Here is a 21276-nt window from a genome sequence, read left to right on the forward strand (position 1 = left end):
GCAAAAATACAGAAAATGCCAATACAGACACTCTAAATATAGCTCCCGATGTGATAAAATTTGCAACTCGCTCGAGGATGAGATGCCCGGCGACGTTTCGACTTTTCGCAGAGTGGTTCGCCTGTGTGTCGAGGTAGCGTTTCCGCCATGCTGGAAAGACTGAATCCCCCGATAAAGAGGCCTCGGGATAACATCTCGGAATGGGAGGTGTACAATGCTTCGCAGATTGTTTCTCACCTTGGCTATAGCGACGTCCGCGCTGGCGATCAACGGAGCCGCATGGGCTGACATCACGATCCTCGTGCCATCGGGCAGCGAGGGCGACGGTCTCAGGGCCGCTGCCGAAGACTATGGAAAGTTGAAGGGCACGAAGGTGGAGGCCGTCCAGGCGCCCTATGCCAACGTGTTCGAGCAGGGCGCCAATGCCGGCGCCACCAAGTCCGGTGTCTTCGACATTATCCTGATGGACGATCCGTGGATTCCGTTTTTCGCCGAGAATGGACATCTGGAAGATCTGACCGCCTACTTCAAGAAGGCCGGAATGGAGGGGCCTGACAGTGATTTCCTTTCGAAGTCGCTGGCGGTCTGCCGCAATCCCTACAATACGGGGCCCTATGTATGTCTGCCCTATGTGGGAAATGCGCAGATGTTTTTCTATGACGCTGCCAAGTACAAGGAAGCTGGCGTAGATGCTCCAAAGACTTGGGATGACGTGTTGAAGGCGAGTACGAAGCTGACAGAAAGCGGAGGTGGCCGTTATTTCGGTTACGTCTTCCGAGGCGGCCAGGGAAATCCGGTGGTTGCCGATTTCATGCCGATCTTCTGGTCCTATGGTGCGGATATGTTCAACGCCGACCGAACCAAGGTAACGATCGACACGTCTGAAGGGGCCGCTGCCATGAAGACATTCATGGCGCTACGCGATGTCTCGCCGAAGGGAGTGGAGAGCTACAACGCCAACGAGGTTGGCACGGCGCTAGCCGCCGGTACTGCTGCTTCATCGATCAACTGGCCGAACTGGGTTGCGACCTTTGAAGATCCGACCCAATCGAAGATGGTCGGCAAAATCTCCTACAGTCCCATTCCTGCTGGAACGAAACCGGGCAGCTCGGAAATCGGCCACTGGACCATGGGCATCATGTCGGCCTCCAAGAATAAGCAGGAAGCTTTCGACTTCATGATGTGGGCGACCTCGCCTGAACAGATCAAGATTTCGGCCCTACGGGGCAATCCGCCTGTCCGGACCTCGGTCTTCACCGACCCGGAACTGACCTCGCAGGAGAAGTTCCGGCACTATCCGGTGTTGATGGAGGCGATCCAGGCCTCGACTCCCCGTCCGCGTCACCCGAAGTGGCCAGAGATCGAGAACGCCTTCGGCATAGAGCTTTCCAAGGCGGTCGCAGGTACGATCACGCCGCAAGAGGCTCTGAAGAACTCGCAGGAGGCGGTCTCACGGATTACCAACCTTTACTAGGCAACAGCTATTCGGAGCGGGGTTTTCGGACGCCGCTCCCTTGCTGCGCCGGCAATCGCGTCCGATGAGCTTGAAACCCGAGAATTCAGGCGCGTCGGGGCAGGGCTTTACGGGAGTGGTCAATGTTGACGTCGGAGAGCGGAACTGTGGCCGCGCCGCTTCGAACGGGTGGCGGTTTGGAGCGATGGGTAGAGCGGCATTTGCGCTTCCTCATGCCTGCGCCGACGGTACTCATACTCCTCGGCCTGACGATCTTTCCCAGCGTCTACATGTTCTATGCGGCGGTTCACAAAATCAGCCCGAATCCCGATCTGCCCTGGACGTTCGTCGGTGCCGGTAATTTCGCGCGGCTTTTTTCCGACACGCAATTTCACGTCGCTGTCTGGAACACCACCGTATTTACGGTCGCGGCGGTGACGGCGGAATTCATCCTCGGTCTCGGCCTGGCGCTGCTCCTCGATAAGTTCATTCGCAAGTTGACCTTTCTGAAGACAGTCCTGATGATCCCGATGATGCTGCCGCCGATCGCGGTCGCGATCACATGGAAGCTCATCTATGAACCTCAGTTCGGCGTCCTGAACGAAATCATGTTCCGCCTCGGTCTGCCATTGCAGGCATGGGCGGGCGACGTGAATCTTGCGATGTTCTCGATCATCGTCGCTGATGTCTGGCAATGGACACCCTTCATATTCCTTCTCATGTTGGCGGGGTTGGCCAGCTTGCCGGTCGAGCCATACGAGGCCGCCGCGCTCGACGGAGCCTCGTCCTGGCAGCAGTTCCGGGACCTGACGCTGCCGTTCCTCAAGCCGGTTATCGCCATTGCGCTCCTTCTGCGTGTCATGGATGCACTGCGTCTTTTCGATCTGGTCTTCATACTGACGGGAGGAGGGCCGGCTGACCGGACCAAGGTCTTGAGCCTTTATATCTATCAGGTCGCCTACCGCTTCGCCGATCCAGGCTACGCGGCGGCGATGTCGCTTTTCGTGCTCTTTGTGACGATCGTCTTAAGCACCTGGTTCATGAAACGCATGCGGTTGGCGGAATGACCATGACACTGCCCAAAACCATACACGCGCGCAGTCGGACCACAGAGGTGCTCATCCGCCTGCTGGCCTATCTGACGATCGTTGTCGCGCTGGTCGTCACACTTTTTCCGATCTATTGGATCGCGACCAACTCGTTCAAATATGATATCGACATATTCGCGGTGCCGCCGGAGTGGCTGCCGCGCAACCCCACCCTAAAACACTATAGCGAAGCGTTTATTCAGCGTCCGTTCCTACGCTACGCGTTGAATAGCTTTCTCGTCGCTGTAGGAACGACGATCATTTCCGTGACCTTCGGCACAATGGCCGGCTATGCCTTGGCACGGTTCAGCTATCCCTGGCAGTGGCGGAAGCAGATTTCGTTCTGGATCCTGTCGACGCGCATGATGCCGCCTATCGTCAGCATCATTCCGCTCTACCTGTTCTTCAACTATTTCGACATGCTCAACACCAAGTCGGCTCTCATCGTCGCCTACACTGCCTTCAATCTGCCGTTCGCAACGTGGATGATGAAGAGCTATTTCCAGGATCTTCCGGTCGAACTGGAGGAGGCGGCGATCGTCGACGGCGACACACGGTGGGGCGCATTCCTGCATGTGGCGTTACCTCTTGCCCGGCCTGGGCTTGCGGCCACCGCCATCTTCTGTCTGATCATCTCGTGGAACGAGTTTCTACTTTCCCTCATCATCACGCTCACCGAGCAGTCGCAGACGCTGCCGATCGGCATTGCCGGGCGCGTAACGCAGTACAACACCTATTGGGGTGAAATCAGTGCGGCGGGCTTCATGGCCTGCGTGCCAATCGTCATCTTCGCCTTCATCGTCCAGAAGCATCTCGTCCGGGGATTGTCCCTGGGTGCCATCAAAGGTTGAGACCTATGGCGTCCGTCACATTCAAAAACGTCTGCAAGAAATTCGGCGAATTCGTTGCCGTAAATGATTTCAACCTCGACATCAGGGACAAGGAGTTTCTCGTTTTGCTCGGACCTTCCGGTTGCGGCAAGACAACGACCATGCGGATGGTCGCGGGTCTCGAGGAAGCGACGTTCGGTGACATCTACATCAACGAGGACCGCGTCAACGGTGTCCTTCCCAAGTATCGCGACGTTGCAATGGTATTCCAGTCATATGCTTTGTATCCGCACCTTACCGTCGAAGACAACATCGGCTACCCGCTGAAGATCCGCAAAGTGCCGCCCGCTGAATGCAAGCGACGAATAGCCGAGGTCGCACGGCGTGTGGAACTCGACTCTATGTTGTCGCGGCTGCCGAAGGAACTTTCCGGCGGTCAGCGCCAGCGCGTGGCACTTGCCCGCGCTATCGTGCGCACGCCACGCGTCTTTCTGATGGACGAACCGCTGTCCAATCTCGATGCCAAGCTGCGCACACAGATGCGCGCCGAGCTGAAGCACCTGCAACATGAGCTGCAGGTCACGACGATCTACGTCACCCATGACCAGATCGAAGCGATGACGCTTGCCCATCGCGTGGCCGTGATGAACAAGGGCGTTATCGAGCAGCTTGGGAGCCCGCGGGAGATCTATAACGATCCGCGCACGCTCTTCGTTGCCGGCTTTATTGGCTCGCCGCCGATGAACCTAATTCCAGGAGAAGTGAGAGACGGTGTGTTCGTTAGCGGCGGTCTCAGGGTCGGCGGTATCGGCCGGGTGACCCTCTCTGGCGCTGTCCTCGGCGTCCGGCCGGAGGACGTCCACCCGACTGATGCCGGTGACGCAGACGTCAATCTGGTCGCGCCGATCTATTCGGCTGAACTCACCGGCGAGAACACGCTTGTGAGCCTACGGTTGGGAGGTCAACTCATGACCTTGCGTGCCGACAAGAATTTCACGGGTCAGATCGACCAGCAGATCGGCGTCAAGGTCGCGGCGGATCGCGTATTTCTGTTCAATGGCGAGACCAAAGATCGTGTGGACTTCTAGCCTTTGGGCGGCAGTGATGGTGATCATCCTTGCATTTGCTGCGACCGCTGACGATGGCGGCCTCATCGCTGGAAATCCGCTGATTGAGATTCCTCCCGGGACGTTCATCTTCGGCCGCGACGACGGCCCTGAAAACGAACGCCCGCGACGCGAACTGGAGGGGCAGGCGTTTGCAATCAATCGCACCGAGATTACAAACCAGCAGTATGGGCTCTTCGTCAAGGAGACCGGCCATCGTGCAGCCTTTTACGCCAATCATCCAATCCTGGGATTGGACGACCGGCCGGTCGTCGGGGTGAGTTGGGGAGACGCCGATGCATTTTGCCGTCACTATGGGTTGGTTCTTCCATCGGAACAACAATACGAGCGGGCGGCGCGAGGAACTCAGGGCAGCGCGTTTCCATGGGGCGAGGTGCCACCGGGCAATGCGCGGGCAAATTCGGGAGCGGATGTCTGTTGTTCCGGCGACGCGCGCGATGGGTATCCGATGACCGCACCAGCGGTGTCCTTCGCTGATGGCGCAAGCAAAGAGGGCATCCTCAATCTTGTCGGCAATGTCTGGGAGTGGACCCGTGACGTCTACGCGCCGTATGAAGGCGGGAGCGCGGTGAGGAGTGCCGGGCTGTACCGCGTGCTTCGTGGTGGCTCTTGGAACAGCGATCCAAACCACCTGACAACGACCTATCGGCTCGCCTATGATCCGGAATTCCGGTTCTCAGCCAACGGTGGCTTCAGATGCGTCCGTTCTACACCTTGATCGTCGTCACCGGTTTTCTGCTGCTCGCCGCCGGCGCCGGTGCGGAACCGACGGCGCCGCCCGGTTACACGCTTAAGACCTTCAACACGCCTGGTGCTGCCTTCGCCGGCCTATCTCGCGACGGCGAAGGCCTGCTCGTCAGTGATCTGGCCAGCGGCCGGCTCTACCGGCGCGGCACGGACGGCAAGCTTGTCGCATTCGGTCCGGTATTTCCCCATGGCCTCGACGTGATCGGCGACCCGACCGGTCCATATCGTGTCGTGCGCGCCCACGATGGCCTTGTCGTCGCTCAGGGATGGACGCCAGTCGGCTCGAAAGAAGGGCCGTTTGACCACGCGCTCGTTGCGCTCGACGCGGCCGGTCAGGTCCGTGTCATCAGCAGCGATTTCTGGAATCCGTTCGACTTCATTGCGGCGCGCGCAAGCTACTACGTGATAGACTCCGCTCGAAACAGTGTCGAACGTCTACAGCCAGACGGCAGCAAAAGCACGATTCTGACATTCCGCCGCATGGGGCAGGCAGCCACGGCACTCCGCAACCTTTCGCCGACGGAGTTCACCGAAGGCAACAGCTACGAAACCGATGCGGTGCCGACCGGTATCGCCCTTCACGGTGGACGCCTCTATATAGCGCTGTTCGGCGGCTTTCCCTTCCTTACCGATGCCGGAGAGATCGTTTCTGTTCCCGAGGCTGGCGATCAGTCAATGCCGCACATTGACGTCGAAGCGCTCAATGCGCCCGTCAGCATTGCTTTCGACAACGATGGAGAGATGCTTGTCCTCGAGCACGGCACCTACGACCAGAAGGAAGGTTTTCGCAAGGCGAGTGGGAGATTGCTTAAGTTCAATAAGATGACGCGGGAACCGAAGGTTATTCTCGAGGGCCTGACCCGCCCGGTGTCTGTGCTTGTCTGGGACGAGCGGCGGATCGTCGTTTCCGCGTTGGACGGCAACCTCTATGTTCTGACGCGCGAATCTGCTCGCTAACCGTGGCGATCCCGGTTTTGGTCCTAGATTGATGCACATGCTTTTTTGGCGCCTTGAGCAATTGCGCTGCCTTGTCCACGACGGCCGCGAGCTTTTTCCAGCCGAGAAGATCGCGTTCCCCTATCCGCTCTTGACTGGGCGATAGCATCCAGCTGGCCGCGGCTGCATGTCTTGTCCCGAACCCCTTTCCCGTTCGGGGGCATGCCTTGGCTCAATCACCGAATTTCAGCCGCTCCAAGATCAGCGGGTCATACGCGGGAGCCTGGATCCGCCGGCGATCCGCCTCTGGTTCGCTGAGCGGCTCGACGGGTCGAAGTTTGTCCTTGGCTTCCAGCGCGAGGCGCTGATAGACGCCCGTTCCCTGGCGCTTCCAGGCGATTTCTTTTTCGCTGAGTTCGCGAATGACCCTGGCAGGTGATCCGACCGCCAGGCTGTTTGCCGGGATTTCAGCACCTGCCTTGACGAAAGCCAAGGCGGCAACAATCGAATTTTCGCCAATTACCGCTTCGTCCATGACGACTGCATTCATCCCGACCATGGCATTGCGACCGATGCGGCAGCCGTGCAGCACGGCGCCGTGGCCGATATGACCGTCTTCGCCGATCACCACCTCCACATCAGGAAAGCTGTGAACGACGCAGGTCTCCTGGACGTTCGAGCCACGTTCCATGACGATCCGCCCGAAATCGCCGCGCAATACGGCGCAGGGGCCAACATAGCAGGCCGATCCAATGATGACGTCACCAATCACCACGGCGGCCGGATGGACGAAAGCCGTTGGGTGGATCACCGGTACGACGCCATCATAGGAATAGACCTGCGCCATCTTAATCAAGCCCTTGTCTTGGCCACCATCGTCAGCACGTCGTATTGAGCAACCGTCGCGCCACTCTGGTTGCTAACACGGCAATCCCAGCGCACTTCGCCATGCTCGGCGCCGATACGCGGGTTGATCTCCTTGCAGGTCAATTGCACCTGCAGCGTATCGCCCGGATTGACTGGCGTGAGGAAGCGCAGGTTGTCGACCCCGTAATTGGCGAGAACCGGGCCAGGGGCTGGGTCGACGAAGAGACCGGCAGCGAAGGAAACGATCAGATAGCCGTGGGCAACGCGCCCATCGAAGAACGGATTGGCGCGGGCAGCCTCCTCGTCCATGTGAGCGTAGAAGGTATCACCGGTGAAATTGGCAAAATGCTCGATATCCTCAAGCGTGACTTTGCGCGTGCCGGTGACCAGCTGGTCGCCGATGCGCAATTCGGCCAGCGACTTGCGGAAGGGATGCTCACCATCCTTGCGCACCTCGGCATCCGAAACCCAACGGCCCGTGACCGCCGACAGAAGTGTGGGCGAACCTTGCACGGCGGTGCGCTGCATGTAGTGCTTGACGCCGCGCAGCCCACCGAGCTCCTCGCCACCGCCGGCGCGTCCTGGACCACCGTGCACCAGGCCCGGCAGCGGTGAGCCATGCCCGGTCGACGTCTTGGCACTCACGCGGTTGCCGATCAGCACGCGGCCGTGGAAGGGGGCCATACCGAGAACGACCTCTTCGGCAAAGGCAGGGTCGTTGGTAAAGACCGAGGATACCAGGCTTCCCTTGCCGCGACGGGCAAGATCCACCGCCTCCTCGGCACTGTCATAAGGCATGACCGTGCTGACCGGGCCGAAGGCTTCGACATCGTGCACCGCCTTGGCTTGCCATGGCTTGTCGCAATAAAGCAGGACCGGATTGAGGAAGGCGCCGGCCTCGGCATCACCCGACACAATGCGCGGATTATCTGGATCGCCGACGACGATCTCGGCATCGGCGAGGAGATCGCCGATGCGCTGGCGAACCTCGTCACGCTGGGCAAGGCTTGCAAGCGGGCCCATGCGGACGGTTTCATCGGTGGCATTGCCAAGCGTAGTCTTGCCAAGACGCTCGCCAAGGACGGAAACCAGTGCCTCGCAATAGGCGCGGGGTACGATGACACGGCGGATGGCCGTGCACTTCTGCCCGGCCTTTGCCGTCATTTCGCGGGAGACCTCCTTGACGAAAAGATCGAACTCCTCCGTCCCGGGGGCGGCATCGAGACCGAGAACCGAGGCATTGAGGCTGTCGGCCTCCATGGTAAAGCGTACCGAATTCTCAATGATCGGAGGATGCGTCTTCAGCTTTCGGCCCGTCCAGGCCGAACCGGTGAAGGTGACAGCATCCTGGCCGTCGACGTGGTCGAGCAGATCGCCGACGGAGCCGCAGATCAATTGCACGGCGCCTTCCGGCAACAGACCGGTTTCGACCATGCGACGGACGACGAGTTCGGTGAGATAGGCCGTCTGGCTCGCCGGCTTGACGATCGCCGGCATCCCCGCAAGCAGTGTCGGTGCCAGCTTCTCCAGCATGCCCCAGACCGGGAAGTTGAAGGCATTGATATGAATAGCGACGCCCTGCAGCGGCGACAGTATGTGCCGGGCCGAGAAAGTACCGTCGCGCGACAGGGTTTCCACGTCGCCATCAACGAGCACGCGGGTATTGGGCAGCTCGCGTCGGCCTTTTGAGGCGTAGGACAATAACGTGCCGATACCGCCGTCGATATCGATCCAGCTATCTGCCTTCGTTGCACCGGTTGCCGACGAAAGGGCGTAGAATTCTTCCTTTCGGTCCATCAACGCCTGGCCAAGCGCCTTCAGCATGGCGGCGCGCTCGTGAAACGACATGCGTCGCAGCGCCGGGCCTGCCTTTTGGCGGCCGTACGCCAAAGACGCCGCAAAGTCGACGCCGGTGGAATCGATCAACGCCACCGGCACGCCTGTCGAGGCATCAAGCAGTTCGGCGCCATCCTTCGTGCCGGGAACCCAGCGGCCGTAGACATAGCTTTGGAGGCGGCGCGGCGGGTTTACCAGAACGTTCATTGTCTTATCCTTCCGGTCAGTTCAGATTGAGCGCAGCAAGCTGCGCATCGACGGCTGCCTGCCATTCAGATAGCAGCGCCTCGTTGGGGGTATGGCGCAGACCGAAACGCGCCAGCGTTTCGTAGCGGGTCGAGCCGGAGAGTCCGAAGCTTGCCGCAACGCGCGGGCGCCAGTAGGCAATCGCTTCACGCGCGGCCGTCGCTCCGTCTTCATTTTCAGCAATCCGCTTCAGCGCCTCGACGCCAAGTTCGGTGTGATGCGCCTCTCGCGGCAGAATCGCGCGGAACACTTCGGCGAGCGGCTGGTAGGAGACGTGGGTCAGTTCCCGCAGCTGGATGGTGCCTGCAGTGCCCATCAGCATATTCATGACAACCGCGTCGATCCATCCCTGCAAGGGATAGTGGAAGACCGAGAGGCGCATGTCGCCGCCCTGGCGTGCTGCGCCGATATCGGCCTCACGCGTCAGGCGGGCACCCCACGGATGATGCACGGCATAGCGGTCGGTGTCTGCACCGAAGCTGCCCATGATCTCCAGCACGCGGCCGGCGTGGTCGGTCTTTTCAAGCACGATCTTGGCGGACGCAATGCGTTCCTTGATGCCCGGCGCATCGTTGATCGTGTCTGCAAAGCCGGCCGCACCCGCAAGCTCGCTGTCGACGAAGCTCGCCATCAGGCGCAGAAGCTCGCCGCGATAGCGCGGGGTCACATTGTCAGGCGACGTCAGCACGCCGCCCTTGAGCAGATATTCCTCGATCGGCATCGTATCGGACATCGGCATTCCTCCCTCGCTCTCGCCACCTTACTGGTCGTAGCTGACCACGACGCGGTCGCTCAGCGGATAACATTGGCAGGTCAACACGTAGCCCTGGCGGACCTCGTAGTCCTCCAGCGCATGATTGACCTCCATCTCGGTCTCGCCCTCAATCACCTTGGCCCTGCACGTGGAACAGACACCTGCCTTGCAGGCATAGGGCGCGTCCATGCTGTTCTTAAGAGCGGCCTCGAGCAGTGTTTGTCCCTGCTTCGGCATCTGGAAGACGCGGGTCGCGCCGTCGAGGGTAACTGTCGCCTCGCATGCCGCTCCCCTGTCGGCAGCGACAGCACTCTCGCGCTTTCGGCGTGCGCGGCCGGGCTGCGAGGACGCAAAGAGCTCGAACTTGATCTGCTCCTCGCGCATGCCGCGATCGCGAAGGGCGGCTGCGATCGTCAGCATCATCGGTTCGGGACCGCAGATGAAGACGGTGTCGACTGATTTGAGCTCAATCCAGTGTTTGAACAGTGCTGCGCATTTGTCAGCGTCGATACGGCCCGTGAAGAGATCGATGTCCTGGGCTTCGCTTTCCAGCACATGCAGAATGGAGAGCCGCCCAAGATAAGTATTCTTCAGGTCCTCCAGTTCTTCGCGGAACATGATCGAACTGATCTGGCGGTTCGCGTAGACGAGCGTGAAGCGCGAGCGGGGCTCGCGCGCAAGCGTCGTCTTGATGATGGACAGCACCGGCGTGATGCCGCTGCCGCCGGCAAAGCCGAGATAGCTTTTGGAGACCTCAGGTTCAATCGCGGTGAAGAATGCGCCCATCGGCGGCATCGCTTCCAGCCTATCACCGATCCGCAATTCTTCATTCGCCCAGGTTGAGAAGCAGCCGCCATCGACCCGCTTGATGCCGACCCTCAGGACGCCTTCATCACGTCCAGCACAGATCGAATAAGACCGGCGCAGCTCCTCGCCGTCGAACTTGCGGCGGAACGTCAGGTACTGGCCCTGCGTGAAATCGAACGCACCGCGGTCCTCGTCTTGCGGAGCGAGCGTGACGACCACGGCATCGCGCGTCTCGCGCCTGACGTCGGTGACTTGAAGGGAATGGAAACGCGCCATATTGCGGACCTCACTGGGCAAAAGGGTCAGATGCACTTGAAGTAGTCGAATGGTTCAAGACAGTCGGTGCAGCGATAGCTCGCCTTGCAGGGCGTCGAGCCGAACTGGCTGATCTTTTCCGTGTTCGTCGATCCGCAGCGCGGACAGGCGATTGTCAGATTGGAGCGGCCGGACAGCCGGTCGATACGCTGGCGCAAAATGCCGTCTATCGCGGTGCCGTCCACCGGCGGGGCAATGCCGTAGGTGCGCAGCTTGTCGCGACCCGCCGGGCTGATCCAGTCGGTTGTCCAGGCAGGCGAAAGCTGGCGTTCCAGCCGCAGCTTGTCGATCCCCTTTTCCTTGAGTGCCTGCTCGATATCGAGGTTGATGATCGCAGTTGCCGGGCAGCCGGAATAGGTCGGCGTCACTGTCACGACCAGTGTGTCCTCCTTCCAGGCGACACCGCGGATGATGCCGAGATCGACAAGCGAGATCACCGGGATTTCCGGATCCGGGACTTCCTCAAGCCATTGCCAGACATCGGCGATCGAAGGCAAAGTCGCGGCTATCATAACCGCCTCCTTCCGGTTACCAGTTCGCGCCCGGATAGGCGCGCTGCAGGAACTGCAGTTCAGCGAGGATGAAGCCCATGTGCTCTGTATGAACGCCGCGCTTGCCGCCCTTATGCATAAAGCCGTCGGCCGGCTTCTTCAGCGTCGCTTCTGAAAGCGCGTCATCAACCAGCTCGTCCCACGCGGCCTTGAGGCTTTCGGGTTCCGGTGCAACGCCGGCCGCAGCAAGCTCGGCATCTGAGGCGTCGCCCACGAAAAGCTCGCCGGTATAAGCCCACAGATCGTCAAGCGCCTCCTGCATTCGCCGGTGGCTTTCAGCGGTGCCGTCGCCAAGACGGATGATCAGATCGCGGCTGCGATCGAGATGGTAGGCAACTTCCTTCGAGGTTTTTTCGGCGATGTCGGCGATGCGCTTGTCGGTCGAGGCGCACAGTGCCTTCAGCGTCAGGAAATGCCAGGCGTCGAACAGGAATTGACGCATCAGCGTCTTTGCGAAATCACCGTTTGGGCGCTCGACGAGCAGGACGTTGCGGAAATCGCGGGTATCGCGCAGATAGGCAAGGTTGTCGGCACTGCGCCTCCTACCTTCGATCTCGCCGGCAAGGCCGAGCCAGAGCTGGGTCTGTCCGATCAGATCAAGCGCGGTGTTGGAGAGAGCAATGTCCTCTTCCAGTGCCGGCGCATGCCCGCACCACTCGGATACGCGATGACCGAGGATCAGGGTGTTGTCGCCGATCCGCGTCAGGAACTCAAAGAGTGCCGTCGGGCTGACGGTCGTATTGGAGATGGCGCTCATCACATATGCCCCACTTCATCGGGAATGTCGAAGAACGTCGGATGGCGATAGACCTTGGAGTTCGACGGATCGAACAGCGGGCCCTTGTCCGACGGTGCGCTTGCCGTGATGTCGCTGGAACGAACCACCCAGATGCTCACCCCCTCGTTTCGACGGGTGTAGACGTCGCGGGCGTTGTTGACGGCCATCTCGGCATCGGGTGCATGCAGGCTGCCAACATGCCGGTGATTGAGGCCGTGCTGGCCGCGGATGAAGACTTCCCAAAGAGGCCATTCGCTGGACATCGGATATTTCTCCCTGATGCGCGGTGCTCCGGGCTCCTCGTCCCGGGCCCGCCTTGTGTTCCTGTTTAATCGGCGACGATACGGCTGGCGGTGCGGCGCGCGGCTGCCTTTTCGGCGTGGGCGACGAGACCATCGCGGAACCACGCGCCGTCGTTCCATGCCTTCTGTCGGGCGCTGAGGCGCTCGGCATTGCATGGGCCATTGCCGGCGATGACGGCGAAGAACTCGGTCCAGTCAGGCTCACCGAAATCATAGCCGCCCTTTTCCTCGTTCCATTTCAAATCCGGATCCGGTACCGTCAGGCCGAGATATTCGGCTTGCGGGACTGTCTGGTCGACAAACTTCTGGCGCAGCTCGTCATTGGAGTTCTGCTTGATCTTCCAGGACATCGACTGGGCCGAATGCACTGATGCGTCGTCAGAGGGACCAAACATCATCAGCGACGGCCACCACCAGCGATTCAGCGCGTCCTGGACCATTTCCTTCTGGGCGGGCGTGCCCTTCACCATCTTCATCAGGATGTCGAAGCCCTGCCGCTGATGGAAGCTTTCCTCCTTGCAGATGCGGACCATGGCGCGGGCATAAGGCCCGTAGGAACAGCGCTGCAGCGGCACCTGGTTCATGATCGCCGCACCATCAACCAGCCAACCGATTGCGCCGATGTCGGCCCAACTCAGCGTCGGGTAGTTGAAGATCGAGGAGTACTTTGCCTTGCCGCTATGCAGTTGCTCATACATCTCGTCCCGGCTGATGCCGAGCGTTTCGGCGGCACAGTAGAGGTAAAGACCGTGGCCGGCCTCGTCCTGCACCTTGGCGAGCAATATCGCCTTGCGCTCCAGCGTCGGGGCGCGGGTGATCCAGTTGCCTTCCGGCAGCTGGCCGACGATTTCGGAATGCGCATGCTGACTGATCTGGCGCATGAGCGTCTTGCGATAGCCTTCCGGCATCCATTCCTTCGGCTCGATCTTCTGGCCAGCATCGATGCGCACCTGAAAGGCACGTTCGACCGGATCCATCTCATCAAGCGTTTTGACGCGGGCGCTGTCGGTTTTGACCATCTGTGCGTACATGGTTCGTCTCCTTGCCTTCGCGCGTCAGACGCGCTCGAGAATGATGGCGATGCCCTGGCCGACACCGATGCACATGGTGCAAAGCGCATAGCGACCGCCCTGACGGTGCAATTGGTAGGTTGCCGTCGTGACCAATCGGGCGCCGCTCATGCCCAGCGGATGGCCCATCGCAATAGCGCCGCCGTTCGGATTGACATGGGGTGCATCGTCGCGAAGGTCCAGATCGCGCAGCACGGCGAGCGCCTGGGCGGCAAATGCCTCGTTTAGTTCGATCACATCCATCTGGCCGATGGTCAGTCCTGCGCGTTCGAGCACACGCCGGGCGGCCGGTGCTGGACCAACGCCCATGATCCGCGGCTCGACACCGGCCGCCGCCATTGCGACGATGCGGGCCTTCGGTGTCAGACCTTGCGCCTTCGCGGCCGCCTCGCTTGCGAGGACAAGGGCCGCAGCACCATCGTTGACGCCTGAGGCGTTGCCAGCGGTGACGCTGAGGTCCGGGCCATTGACGCCCTTGAGCTTGGAAAGCTGATCGACGGTCGTACCGGGGCGCGGATGCTCGTCGCGGTCGACGACAACAGGATCGCCCTTTCTCTGCGGAACCTTGACGCTGACCAATTCGTCAACGAACAGGCCGGCTTCCTGGGCCGCCGCCCAGCGGGCCTGACTGCGGGCCGCAAACGCGTCCTGATCGGCGCGGGTCACGCCAAAATCGGCCGCCACATTGTCGGCGGTCTGCGGCATCGAATCGACGCCGAACTCAGCCTTCATCTTCGAATTGACGAAGCGCCAGCCGATCGTCGTGTCGTAGACGGCATTGGCACGCGAAAAAGCGCTGTCTGCCTTCGGCATGACAAAAGGTGCCCGGCTCATGCTCTCGACGCCACCGGCGATCACGAGGTCACAGTCGCCGGCGCGGATCGCCCTTGCCGCCATGCCGACGGCATCCATGCCGGAGCCGCACAGGCGGTTGACGGTGGTCGCGGGAATGGTGATCGGCATGCCCGAAAGCAGCACGGCCATGCGGGCTACATTGCGATTGTCTTCGCCAGCCTGGTTGGCGCAGCCGTAGATGAGATCGTCGACCTTGCTCCAGTCGACCTCAGGGTTACGTTCCATCAGCGCAGTGAGGGGGAGGGCTGCCAGATCGTCTGCGCGAACCGCAGCAAGCGCACCGCCATAGCGGCCGATAGGTGTGCGAACGGCATCACAGATGAACGCTTCCGACATGCGCGATTTCCTTCTGCTCCCACGATACCGATCGATCTAGTATTGATTAACCGACCGATCGGTCATGTATTTATCATGCGATATGTCACAGATCAATGGATTTTTTGCGCAGATGTGTGATGTTTAATGTTAACGAGGAAAATTCTAGCACAAAAGACGCGAACCGACCTGAAAAGCCTAGGAACGGAGAGCTAAATGGCCTCGTGGGCTAGCATCTCGAGGCGAAAGTCTGTTGTAGGCGTTGAAGCGGCAAGGGGGCCGGAGGCTGTCACAAAGGTGTGGGCTACGAACGCATCAGCTGCGGGTGAAAGCCCTCGATAAAGCTGTGCAAACAGCTGCCGCGCCGCTTTGCCTGGCCAGTTGTCGGGAAGTGCAGCGGCTGGCAGCCTTGGATCGTGCAGATGAACTGTGCGAAAGCGATGCACGAGGAGGAGCCGGATCGTCAGCGCCATCAAGGGCGAAAAACCGGGGGCGCTGGGCGAATCGGATAGGGCGCGGAACTGCGTCAGGAATGTTTGGTATGCCTCCGCATGACCTGCAAGATCCCAATATTCGGAGGCAAACGCCTGCAAGGCATTGTGGTCCTGCGGGACGTCTGCGCGGAAAATCAAGGCAGGAATTGCGGCTGCCATCGGCCTTGCAGGACCAACTGCAAGGCGGGTGTTGAGACGCGCATGGCCGGCACGCCTGAGCGACTGCATGGCCTCTTCGACGGCCGGTCCCATCACCTGAACGAACTGCCATCCGCTCTCTTCGGGAACGCCGAAAAGCACGCGTGCCGCGGCCGCGAACTCGCTGCCGGCCGAACGCGACAGCCGGTAATAGCTGCGTCGACCCTCTCTTTCTCCGGAGAGCTGGCCGGCGGCGACAAGCCGAGAGACGGCAGTGCGCACGAGCGTTTCGCTGATGCCGACTTCTGCGCAGGTCTCGATCAGGTTGCCGATCCATGCGATGCCGCCACGCGGCTCGACGACATCGCCGTAGATTGTCACGATAAAGCCCGCTGCCTTCAGCGGGCTTTCGGCAAGAATCCGTCGGATCAGGTCGCTGGCCTGGACATCTGCCTGGGTGGTCGCTGCCGTCACCGGCTCCTCCTTGGATGGTGGCGGTGCGATCTATCATATTCAGCAGGCCGCCGCACCCCCACCGCGTCGTGGGGGGCGAAATCGCGATGCAGCTGTTGTTCGAGAGGCACCGATGGTGCCTCCCTTCGTATCACGGCTCCCGAATTGCGCTATCCAGTCCTCGCAGGATGGGATAGAGGAAGTATGAGATGACGGTGCGATGACCGACCATGATCTCGGCTGAAACGGTCATACCGGGCAAAAGTCGCACGGGCTCGTCGGAGCCTTTCAGCCTTGGATCCGCCAACGGGATACGTGCCTTGAAGTAAGGCGCGGTTGTTTGAGTCGCTGCCTCTTGCTGAGATGGCGTGAACGCGTCACGGCTCACCGTTCGAACCGTTCCCGACGCGGTCCCGAATTTTTGGAACGGATAGGCATCGAACTTGATCCGCGCTTCCTTGCCCGTGGTGATGCGGCCAATGTCGCGCGTATTGACCGAGACCTCGGCCTCCAGCGGTACATTGAGAGGAACCAGCGTCACGATGGGCTCGGCCTCTCGAACCACCGAGCCGACCGAGCGCGCCGCCAAGTCGAGCACGACGGCATTGGCTGGTGCCGTCAGTGCCACCATGTCGCGCCGGAGTTCCATCTTCTTCAGTTCCTCGGCCGCAGTGTCGCGCTGGCTACGCAGGTCTACAAGCTGCTCCATGGCGGCGCGTCGGAAGTCTTCAATGAATGCCTGTCGATCCGCCCTGAGCTTGGCGAAGGTATGCTCGGCTTCATCGGCCTTGCCCCGGACAGCCGTAAGGCTGGTCTCAACGTCAAGACGGGCATCACGCGATCCCAGGAGTGTTATCAAAGATCCGCTCTCGCGATCATATAGCCGTTCCCTGGCGCCTTCGATCTGCGACAGCGTTTCGCGTCGATTGGCAAGGACTGCCTCCTGGTTCCGGCTTGAGGCAATCGTCGCCGCCTGGGCCGCAATTTGCTGATCGTAGTTCTGCAACTGCGCCGCATGATAGGCGCGGCGCTGCCCAAACAACTGCATCTGAAGCAGTTCGTCGCGCGACAGGCCGGCAGTCTTGGTGTAGTCCGTGCCGTCAAGCTCGGCTTCCAGGCGTTTTACCTGGGCGTCGAGGGCTACGAATTTGGCTCGCTGCTGATCGACGTCAGACTGGCTGAACGTCGCATCGAGCGTAGCAAGTACCTGACCTTTTTCCACGATCTCCCCGGCGGTGACATTGATTGTCCGGATGATCGATGTCTCCAGCGGCTGCACCACGATGGTCGGCTGGGTCGTAATCAGCTTGCCGGGTGCGACGACGACCTCATCGATCGACGATACCGACGCCCAGACGATTGCCGCGGTAATCAGCGCAGTAATGCCGTAGAGCGTCATGCGTGCGACCCTTGGCGGCGCGCGCTCTTCAAGTTCCACAGCATCTGACTGGAACTCTGCGATTGCAGCTGGAAACGAGCGCCTGAGGGCTGGTTGCGTGACTTGGGCCGCCGTCGGAACAGGCAGGTTCTCCTTTGGTTTTTCAGCGCGCGTATTCATGCTACCTGCCTCATCTGCTGAGACCACAGGTGACGGTATGTCATGCAGCGCGTCACGAGTTGATCATGCCTGCCGATATCGGCGATCTTGCCCCGTTCGACGACGAGGATGGCATCGGCATCGACAAGCGTGGAGAGGCGGTGCGAAACGATGACCACCGTTCGCCCGGCCGCAATCTGGCTGAGGTTCTGGCGGATGATTGTCTCGCTGTCGGGGTCAAGCGCGCTGGTGGCCTCATCCAGGATCAGGAGTTTCGGATCGGTGATGAGTGCGCGGGCTATGGCCAGGCGTTGCCTCTGCCCGCCGGACAGGTTCGAGGCGTTTTCCTCCAGCATTGTGTCGAAACCACGAGGAAGCCGTTCGATGAACTCCTCGGCGCCGGCAATACGCGCGACCTCCATGATCTCCTCGATGCTTGCATCGGGCTTTGCTGCCGCGATGTTCTCGCGAACGGTGCCACGAAACAGGAAGTTGTCCTGGAGCACGACGCCAGTACTCGTTCTCAGATGCACGAGGTCGATCTCCCGACTGTCATAACCATCCATTCGAACGATGCCCTGCTGGTTCTGATAAAGACCCTGGATCAGGCGAGTGATCGTGGTTTTGCCAGAACCGCTCTTGCCAACGACGCCAAATACGGAGCCGGCGGGAATACTGAAGGAGACGTCGTCGAGCGCAGGGGGCCCATCCGGCCCATAGCGGAACGTTACCTTGTCGAATTCGATGTTGCCTCTGAGATGCGGGCGGATGCCGCGACCGCGACCGGCTTGTTCCGGACGCTGGTTCATGATCTCGCCCAGCATACGCACCGAAAGCGCAACCTCCTGGTACTCATGCACCATAGTGACGATCTGGACAAGCGGACCCGAAACCCGCCCAGCCAGCATGTTGAATGCAACCAGGGCGCCAATCGTCATGGCGCCGCTGAAGACGTCAAGGGCACCGAGCCCGATAATGGCGACGCTCATCAGTTTCTCGAGAAGCCCGGTCATCGACTGAGCGACGGTGGAGATTTTCTCGACACGGAAACGCACGGATATCGATTGCGCCGAATAGTCATCCCAGGCGCGACGCTGGCGCGGTTCAAGCGCCAGCGACTTGACGGTCCGCATGCCGTGAACGGTTTCAACAAGCAGGGCCTGCCGGTCGCCTTCAGCCTTGTAGAGCGCCTGGAGACGGCGCTGGAATGGGCCGACAAGAAGCATGACGACGAGGCCGACAAGCGCTGCAAAGCCGATGACGACGAGCGTCAGCTTCACGCTGTAGAGAAGCAGGATCGGAATGAAGACCAACAAGGAAACGCCGTCGAGGAGCGTCAGGAAGAGGCGGCCTGTCAGAAACTCGCGAATCCTGCCGGTTTGTTGCATGTGCTTGACGAGAACACCGGCAGATGCCTGCTCGAACAAAGCGATTGGAAGATTGAGCAGATGCCCGAAGGTGCGGGTTGCAATACGGATATCGATCCTGTTCGTGGCATAGAGCAACAGGTAGCGGCGCAGGAAGCTGAAGGCAGCATCGAAGACAAGGGCAATGGCGATGCCAATGGTCAGTACCGTCAGCGTTGCATAGCTTTGATGAACCAGCACCTTGTCGATGACGAGCTGGAAGAAGATCGGGGTCATCAGGCCAAGGCCGTAGAGGACGATGGCGGCAAGGGCAACATCGCGGAAGAAGCTGCGCTGTTTGATGATCTCGGGAATGAACCAGCGGAAGCCGAAGGGCTGGTCGGCATCATTGAGACTGAAGTTTCGCTTCAGCATCACCACGGATCCACGCCAGGATCTGGTGAACTGCTCCTCGTTCAGGAGAATGAAGTCAGGGCGCACGGCCAGGGGGTCGAGAACCCTGATCTTGGCCTCCTCCTCACCCATGGCGGGGCCGGCAATGACCACCCAGTTGCCGTTTTCGAGTTCCGCTAGAACCGGGAAGGCCTCCCCCAACTGGAGCAGCGCAGTCCAGGAGAGGCTGATCTGCCGTGCGCGCAGTCCAGCATCCTTGGCCATGCGCAGCAGTTGCCGGACTTCGACCGGCCGCTCGTCGACAGCATAGTCGTGCTGTAGGCGTTCGGGGGACAGATCGACGCCGTGATGGCGCGCGACGAGTGCAAGGCAGTGTAGATTGGTGTGCAAAAATGTACTCATGGCCCACCCGAGTGTCTGCGTTGAAGAGGAACTTTTTGGTCAGTTGAAATTGGGTGAGGCGTTTACCGCGCTACCCGACGGTTGGATGATTTCAGCCTTCGGGCCTGATGGCTGATCGTTGATACGGCGCACGGCACCCGCCTCCACCAATCCACCCAGTGCCTTCTGCATCAGGTCGACTGCGTTCGCAAAAGCGTCGACCGGCATGATGATGCGCTGGCGGAAGACGGGCTTCGGGTTGTTGCTCGCATCGCGCTCGGTGGCCGACAGCGACATCAGATCGATGCGCACGATGGTGCCGGTGATGGTGATTTCGCCAATTCCGTCTGCATAGAGTTCATTGCTCATTGTCGTCTCCTCGTTTTGATGAGTGATCATGGATGGTGATGCTGCGCGTGTTGCCAGGCCGGGAACGGATCCGTGAGACCTCTGCCGAGATCGGGGTCAAAGCTTGCCTCTTCTCCGATCAGGCAGTCGTCGAGCGCGGCGCTGATTGCCTGCTGATCGAAACCCGCGCCAATGAACACGAGTTCCTGGCGGCGATCGCCCCAGACTGCGTCCCAATGGCGGTCGAGCAGCTGGCGGAATTGCGGATAACGTGGCCAATGTGCCTTGGACACGCTCGCCCACCAGAAGCCCTTTTTGTCGGTGCGCCGCTGTGTGCCGGCGATGGAAAGCAGGCCGATTTCGTTCGGTCGTGTTGCCAGCCAGAAGTGCCCCTTGGCGCGGATGAGGCCCGGCCATTGCTGCGCGAGAAAGCGATCGAGTGCAGCCGGGTCAAAGGGGCGGCGTGCGCGATAGACGAAGCTGGAAATACCGTACTCTTCGGTTTCTGGGACATGATCGCCCCAACCGTAGAGCTCCTTGTGCCAGTACGGGTGACGAGCAGACTTCGCCTCGCTGAAAAGACCGGTATCCAGAATGGTGGAAAGCGGCAGATCGCCGAAGTCCGTCTCGATGACACGGGCATCGGGATTAAGCGCGGCAACGATCTGGCGCACCATCGCGCGTGTTTCTAAACTGACCTCCGAGACCTTGTTGATCACAACGACATCGGCAAACTCGATCTGTTCCACGAGGAGATCGACGAGTGTTCGTTCGTCATCGGTGTCACGAGTTTCACCGCGATCACTGAGGAAATCTGCGCTCGCGTAATCCGCCAGGAGGTTTGCCGCGTCGACGACGGAAACCATCGTATCCAGCCGCGCGACGTCGCAGAGCGCACTGCCATTTTCGTCGCGGAAGGAAAATGTGGCGGCGATCGGCAGAGGTTCGGCGATCCCGGTGCCCTCGATCAGCAGGTAGTCGAAGCGATCATCGGCAGCAAGCCGACGCACCTCGCTCAAGAGATCGTCGCGCAGCGTGCAACAGATGCACCCATTGGTGAGTTCAACCAGCGTTTCATTGGTGTGCGAGAGGTTGGCGCCGCCATCACGAACGAGCTCGGCATCGATGTTGATCTCGCTCATGTCGTTGACGATGACAGCGACCCGGCGACCCTCCCGGTTACGCAATACATGGTTGAGGATGGTTGTTTTTCCCGCGCCGAGGAAACCCGCCAAAACCGTTACTGGGAGGCGCTTGTCGCCACCTGTCATTGATACTCCCCCACCCG

The 21276-nt window shown here is 60.3% G+C and carries 20 protein-coding genes; 6 read left to right on the top strand and 14 right to left on the bottom strand.

The features are described 5' to 3' along the window. Positions 1–214 precede the first annotated feature (214 nt). From FHT71_RS15170 to FHT71_RS15195, 6 genes are all read left to right on the top strand, one after another. Complete coding sequence (locus FHT71_RS15170; RefSeq protein WP_132590220.1) at positions 215–1474, top strand: ABC transporter substrate-binding protein; 1260 nt, start codon at positions 215–217, stop codon at positions 1472–1474. 122 nt (positions 1475–1596) lie between these two features. Continuing rightward, complete coding sequence (locus FHT71_RS15175; protein WP_132590218.1) at positions 1597–2520, top strand: sugar ABC transporter permease; 924 nt, start codon at positions 1597–1599, stop codon at positions 2518–2520. Beyond that, positions 2517–3392 (top strand): carbohydrate ABC transporter permease, encoded by an 876-nt coding sequence (locus FHT71_RS15180; protein ID WP_037083828.1) that lies wholly within the window; start codon positions 2517–2519, stop codon positions 3390–3392. Before FHT71_RS15175 ends, FHT71_RS15180 begins: the two co-directional genes overlap by 4 nt. A 5-nt stretch (positions 3393–3397) precedes the next feature. After that, on the top strand, positions 3398–4459 hold the full coding sequence (locus FHT71_RS15185) for an ABC transporter ATP-binding protein (protein WP_132590216.1): 1062 nt from the start codon (positions 3398–3400) through the stop codon (positions 4457–4459). A gap of 16 nt (positions 4460–4475) precedes the next feature. Further along, positions 4476–5216: an SUMF1/EgtB/PvdO family nonheme iron enzyme gene (locus tag FHT71_RS15190; protein WP_132590214.1), complete on the top strand. Its 741-nt coding sequence runs from the start codon at positions 4476–4478 to the stop codon at positions 5214–5216. Beyond that, the gene (locus FHT71_RS15195; RefSeq protein ID WP_183720677.1) at positions 5195–6202 is read left to right on the top strand and encodes a ScyD/ScyE family protein; all 1008 of its coding nucleotides are present in this window, start codon (positions 5195–5197) and stop codon (positions 6200–6202) included. The genes FHT71_RS15190 and FHT71_RS15195 overlap by 22 nt, the downstream gene beginning before the upstream one ends. Before the next feature lie 211 nt (positions 6203–6413). On the opposite strand, the gene FHT71_RS15200 is transcribed toward FHT71_RS15195, so the two are convergent. The 14 genes from FHT71_RS15200 to FHT71_RS15265 all read right to left on the bottom strand — a co-directional run bounded on the left by FHT71_RS15200 (position 6414) and on the right by FHT71_RS15265 (position 21259). Then, on the bottom strand, positions 6414–7028 hold the full coding sequence (locus FHT71_RS15200) for a transferase hexapeptide repeat family protein (RefSeq protein WP_183720773.1): 615 nt from the start codon (positions 7026–7028) through the stop codon (positions 6414–6416). 5 nt (positions 7029–7033) lie between these two features. Then, positions 7034–9091 carry a phenylacetic acid degradation bifunctional protein PaaZ gene (gene paaZ / locus FHT71_RS15205; RefSeq protein ID WP_183720680.1) on the bottom strand — a complete coding sequence of 686 codons (2058 nt, stop codon included), beginning with the start codon at positions 9089–9091 and terminating at the stop codon, positions 7034–7036. 16 nt (positions 9092–9107) lie between these two features. Beyond that, on the bottom strand, positions 9108–9863 hold the full coding sequence (locus FHT71_RS15210) for a Phenylacetic acid catabolic protein (protein ID WP_183720683.1): 756 nt from the start codon (positions 9861–9863) through the stop codon (positions 9108–9110). Positions 9864–9890: 27 nt separating this feature from the next. Further along, positions 9891–10967 (bottom strand): 1,2-phenylacetyl-CoA epoxidase subunit PaaE, encoded by a 1077-nt coding sequence (paaE, locus tag FHT71_RS15215; protein WP_183720686.1) that lies wholly within the window; start codon positions 10965–10967, stop codon positions 9891–9893. Positions 10968–10993: 26 nt separating this feature from the next. Beyond that, positions 10994–11518 carry a 1,2-phenylacetyl-CoA epoxidase subunit PaaD gene (paaD, locus tag FHT71_RS15220; protein ID WP_132590204.1) on the bottom strand — a complete coding sequence of 175 codons (525 nt, stop codon included), beginning with the start codon at positions 11516–11518 and terminating at the stop codon, positions 10994–10996. Between the two features lie 16 nt (positions 11519–11534). Continuing rightward, a complete protein-coding gene (gene paaC, locus FHT71_RS15225; protein WP_183720689.1) occupies positions 11535–12314 on the bottom strand; it encodes a 1,2-phenylacetyl-CoA epoxidase subunit PaaC in 780 nt (259 codons plus the stop codon). Continuing rightward, positions 12314–12598 (bottom strand): 1,2-phenylacetyl-CoA epoxidase subunit PaaB, encoded by a 285-nt coding sequence (gene paaB / locus FHT71_RS15230; protein ID WP_016557520.1) that lies wholly within the window; start codon positions 12596–12598, stop codon positions 12314–12316. Before paaB ends, paaC begins: the two co-directional genes overlap by 1 nt. 65 nt (positions 12599–12663) lie before the next feature. After that, positions 12664–13668: a 1,2-phenylacetyl-CoA epoxidase subunit PaaA gene (gene paaA, locus FHT71_RS15235; protein ID WP_183720692.1), complete on the bottom strand. Its 1005-nt coding sequence runs from the start codon at positions 13666–13668 to the stop codon at positions 12664–12666. Between the two features lie 24 nt (positions 13669–13692). Next, positions 13693–14898 (bottom strand): 3-oxoadipyl-CoA thiolase, encoded by a 1206-nt coding sequence (gene pcaF, locus FHT71_RS15240; RefSeq protein ID WP_183720695.1) that lies wholly within the window; start codon positions 14896–14898, stop codon positions 13693–13695. Positions 14899–15089: 191 nt separating this feature from the next. Then, positions 15090–15983 (bottom strand): PaaX family transcriptional regulator C-terminal domain-containing protein, encoded by an 894-nt coding sequence (locus tag FHT71_RS15245; RefSeq protein WP_183720698.1) that lies wholly within the window; start codon positions 15981–15983, stop codon positions 15090–15092. A 130-nt stretch (positions 15984–16113) separates the two neighbouring features. Then, positions 16114–17520 carry an HlyD family type I secretion periplasmic adaptor subunit gene (locus tag FHT71_RS15250; RefSeq protein WP_183720701.1) on the bottom strand — a complete coding sequence of 469 codons (1407 nt, stop codon included), beginning with the start codon at positions 17518–17520 and terminating at the stop codon, positions 16114–16116. Continuing rightward, entirely contained in the window at positions 17517–19661 is a 2145-nt protein-coding gene (locus FHT71_RS15255; protein WP_132590194.1) for a peptidase domain-containing ABC transporter, read from the bottom strand. The genes FHT71_RS15250 and FHT71_RS15255 overlap by 4 nt, the downstream gene beginning before the upstream one ends. Positions 19662–19700: 39 nt before the next feature. Continuing rightward, on the bottom strand, positions 19701–20009 hold the full coding sequence (locus tag FHT71_RS15260) for a hypothetical protein (RefSeq protein ID WP_183720704.1): 309 nt from the start codon (positions 20007–20009) through the stop codon (positions 19701–19703). 26 nt (positions 20010–20035) lie between these two features. After that, on the bottom strand, positions 20036–21259 hold the full coding sequence (locus FHT71_RS15265) for a GTP-binding protein (protein WP_183720707.1): 1224 nt from the start codon (positions 21257–21259) through the stop codon (positions 20036–20038). Positions 21260–21276: the final 17 nt, after the last annotated feature.

The sequence above is a fragment of the Rhizobium sp. BK060 genome (genome assembly GCF_014193145.1).
GTDB lineage: Bacteria > Pseudomonadota > Alphaproteobacteria > Rhizobiales > Rhizobiaceae > Rhizobium.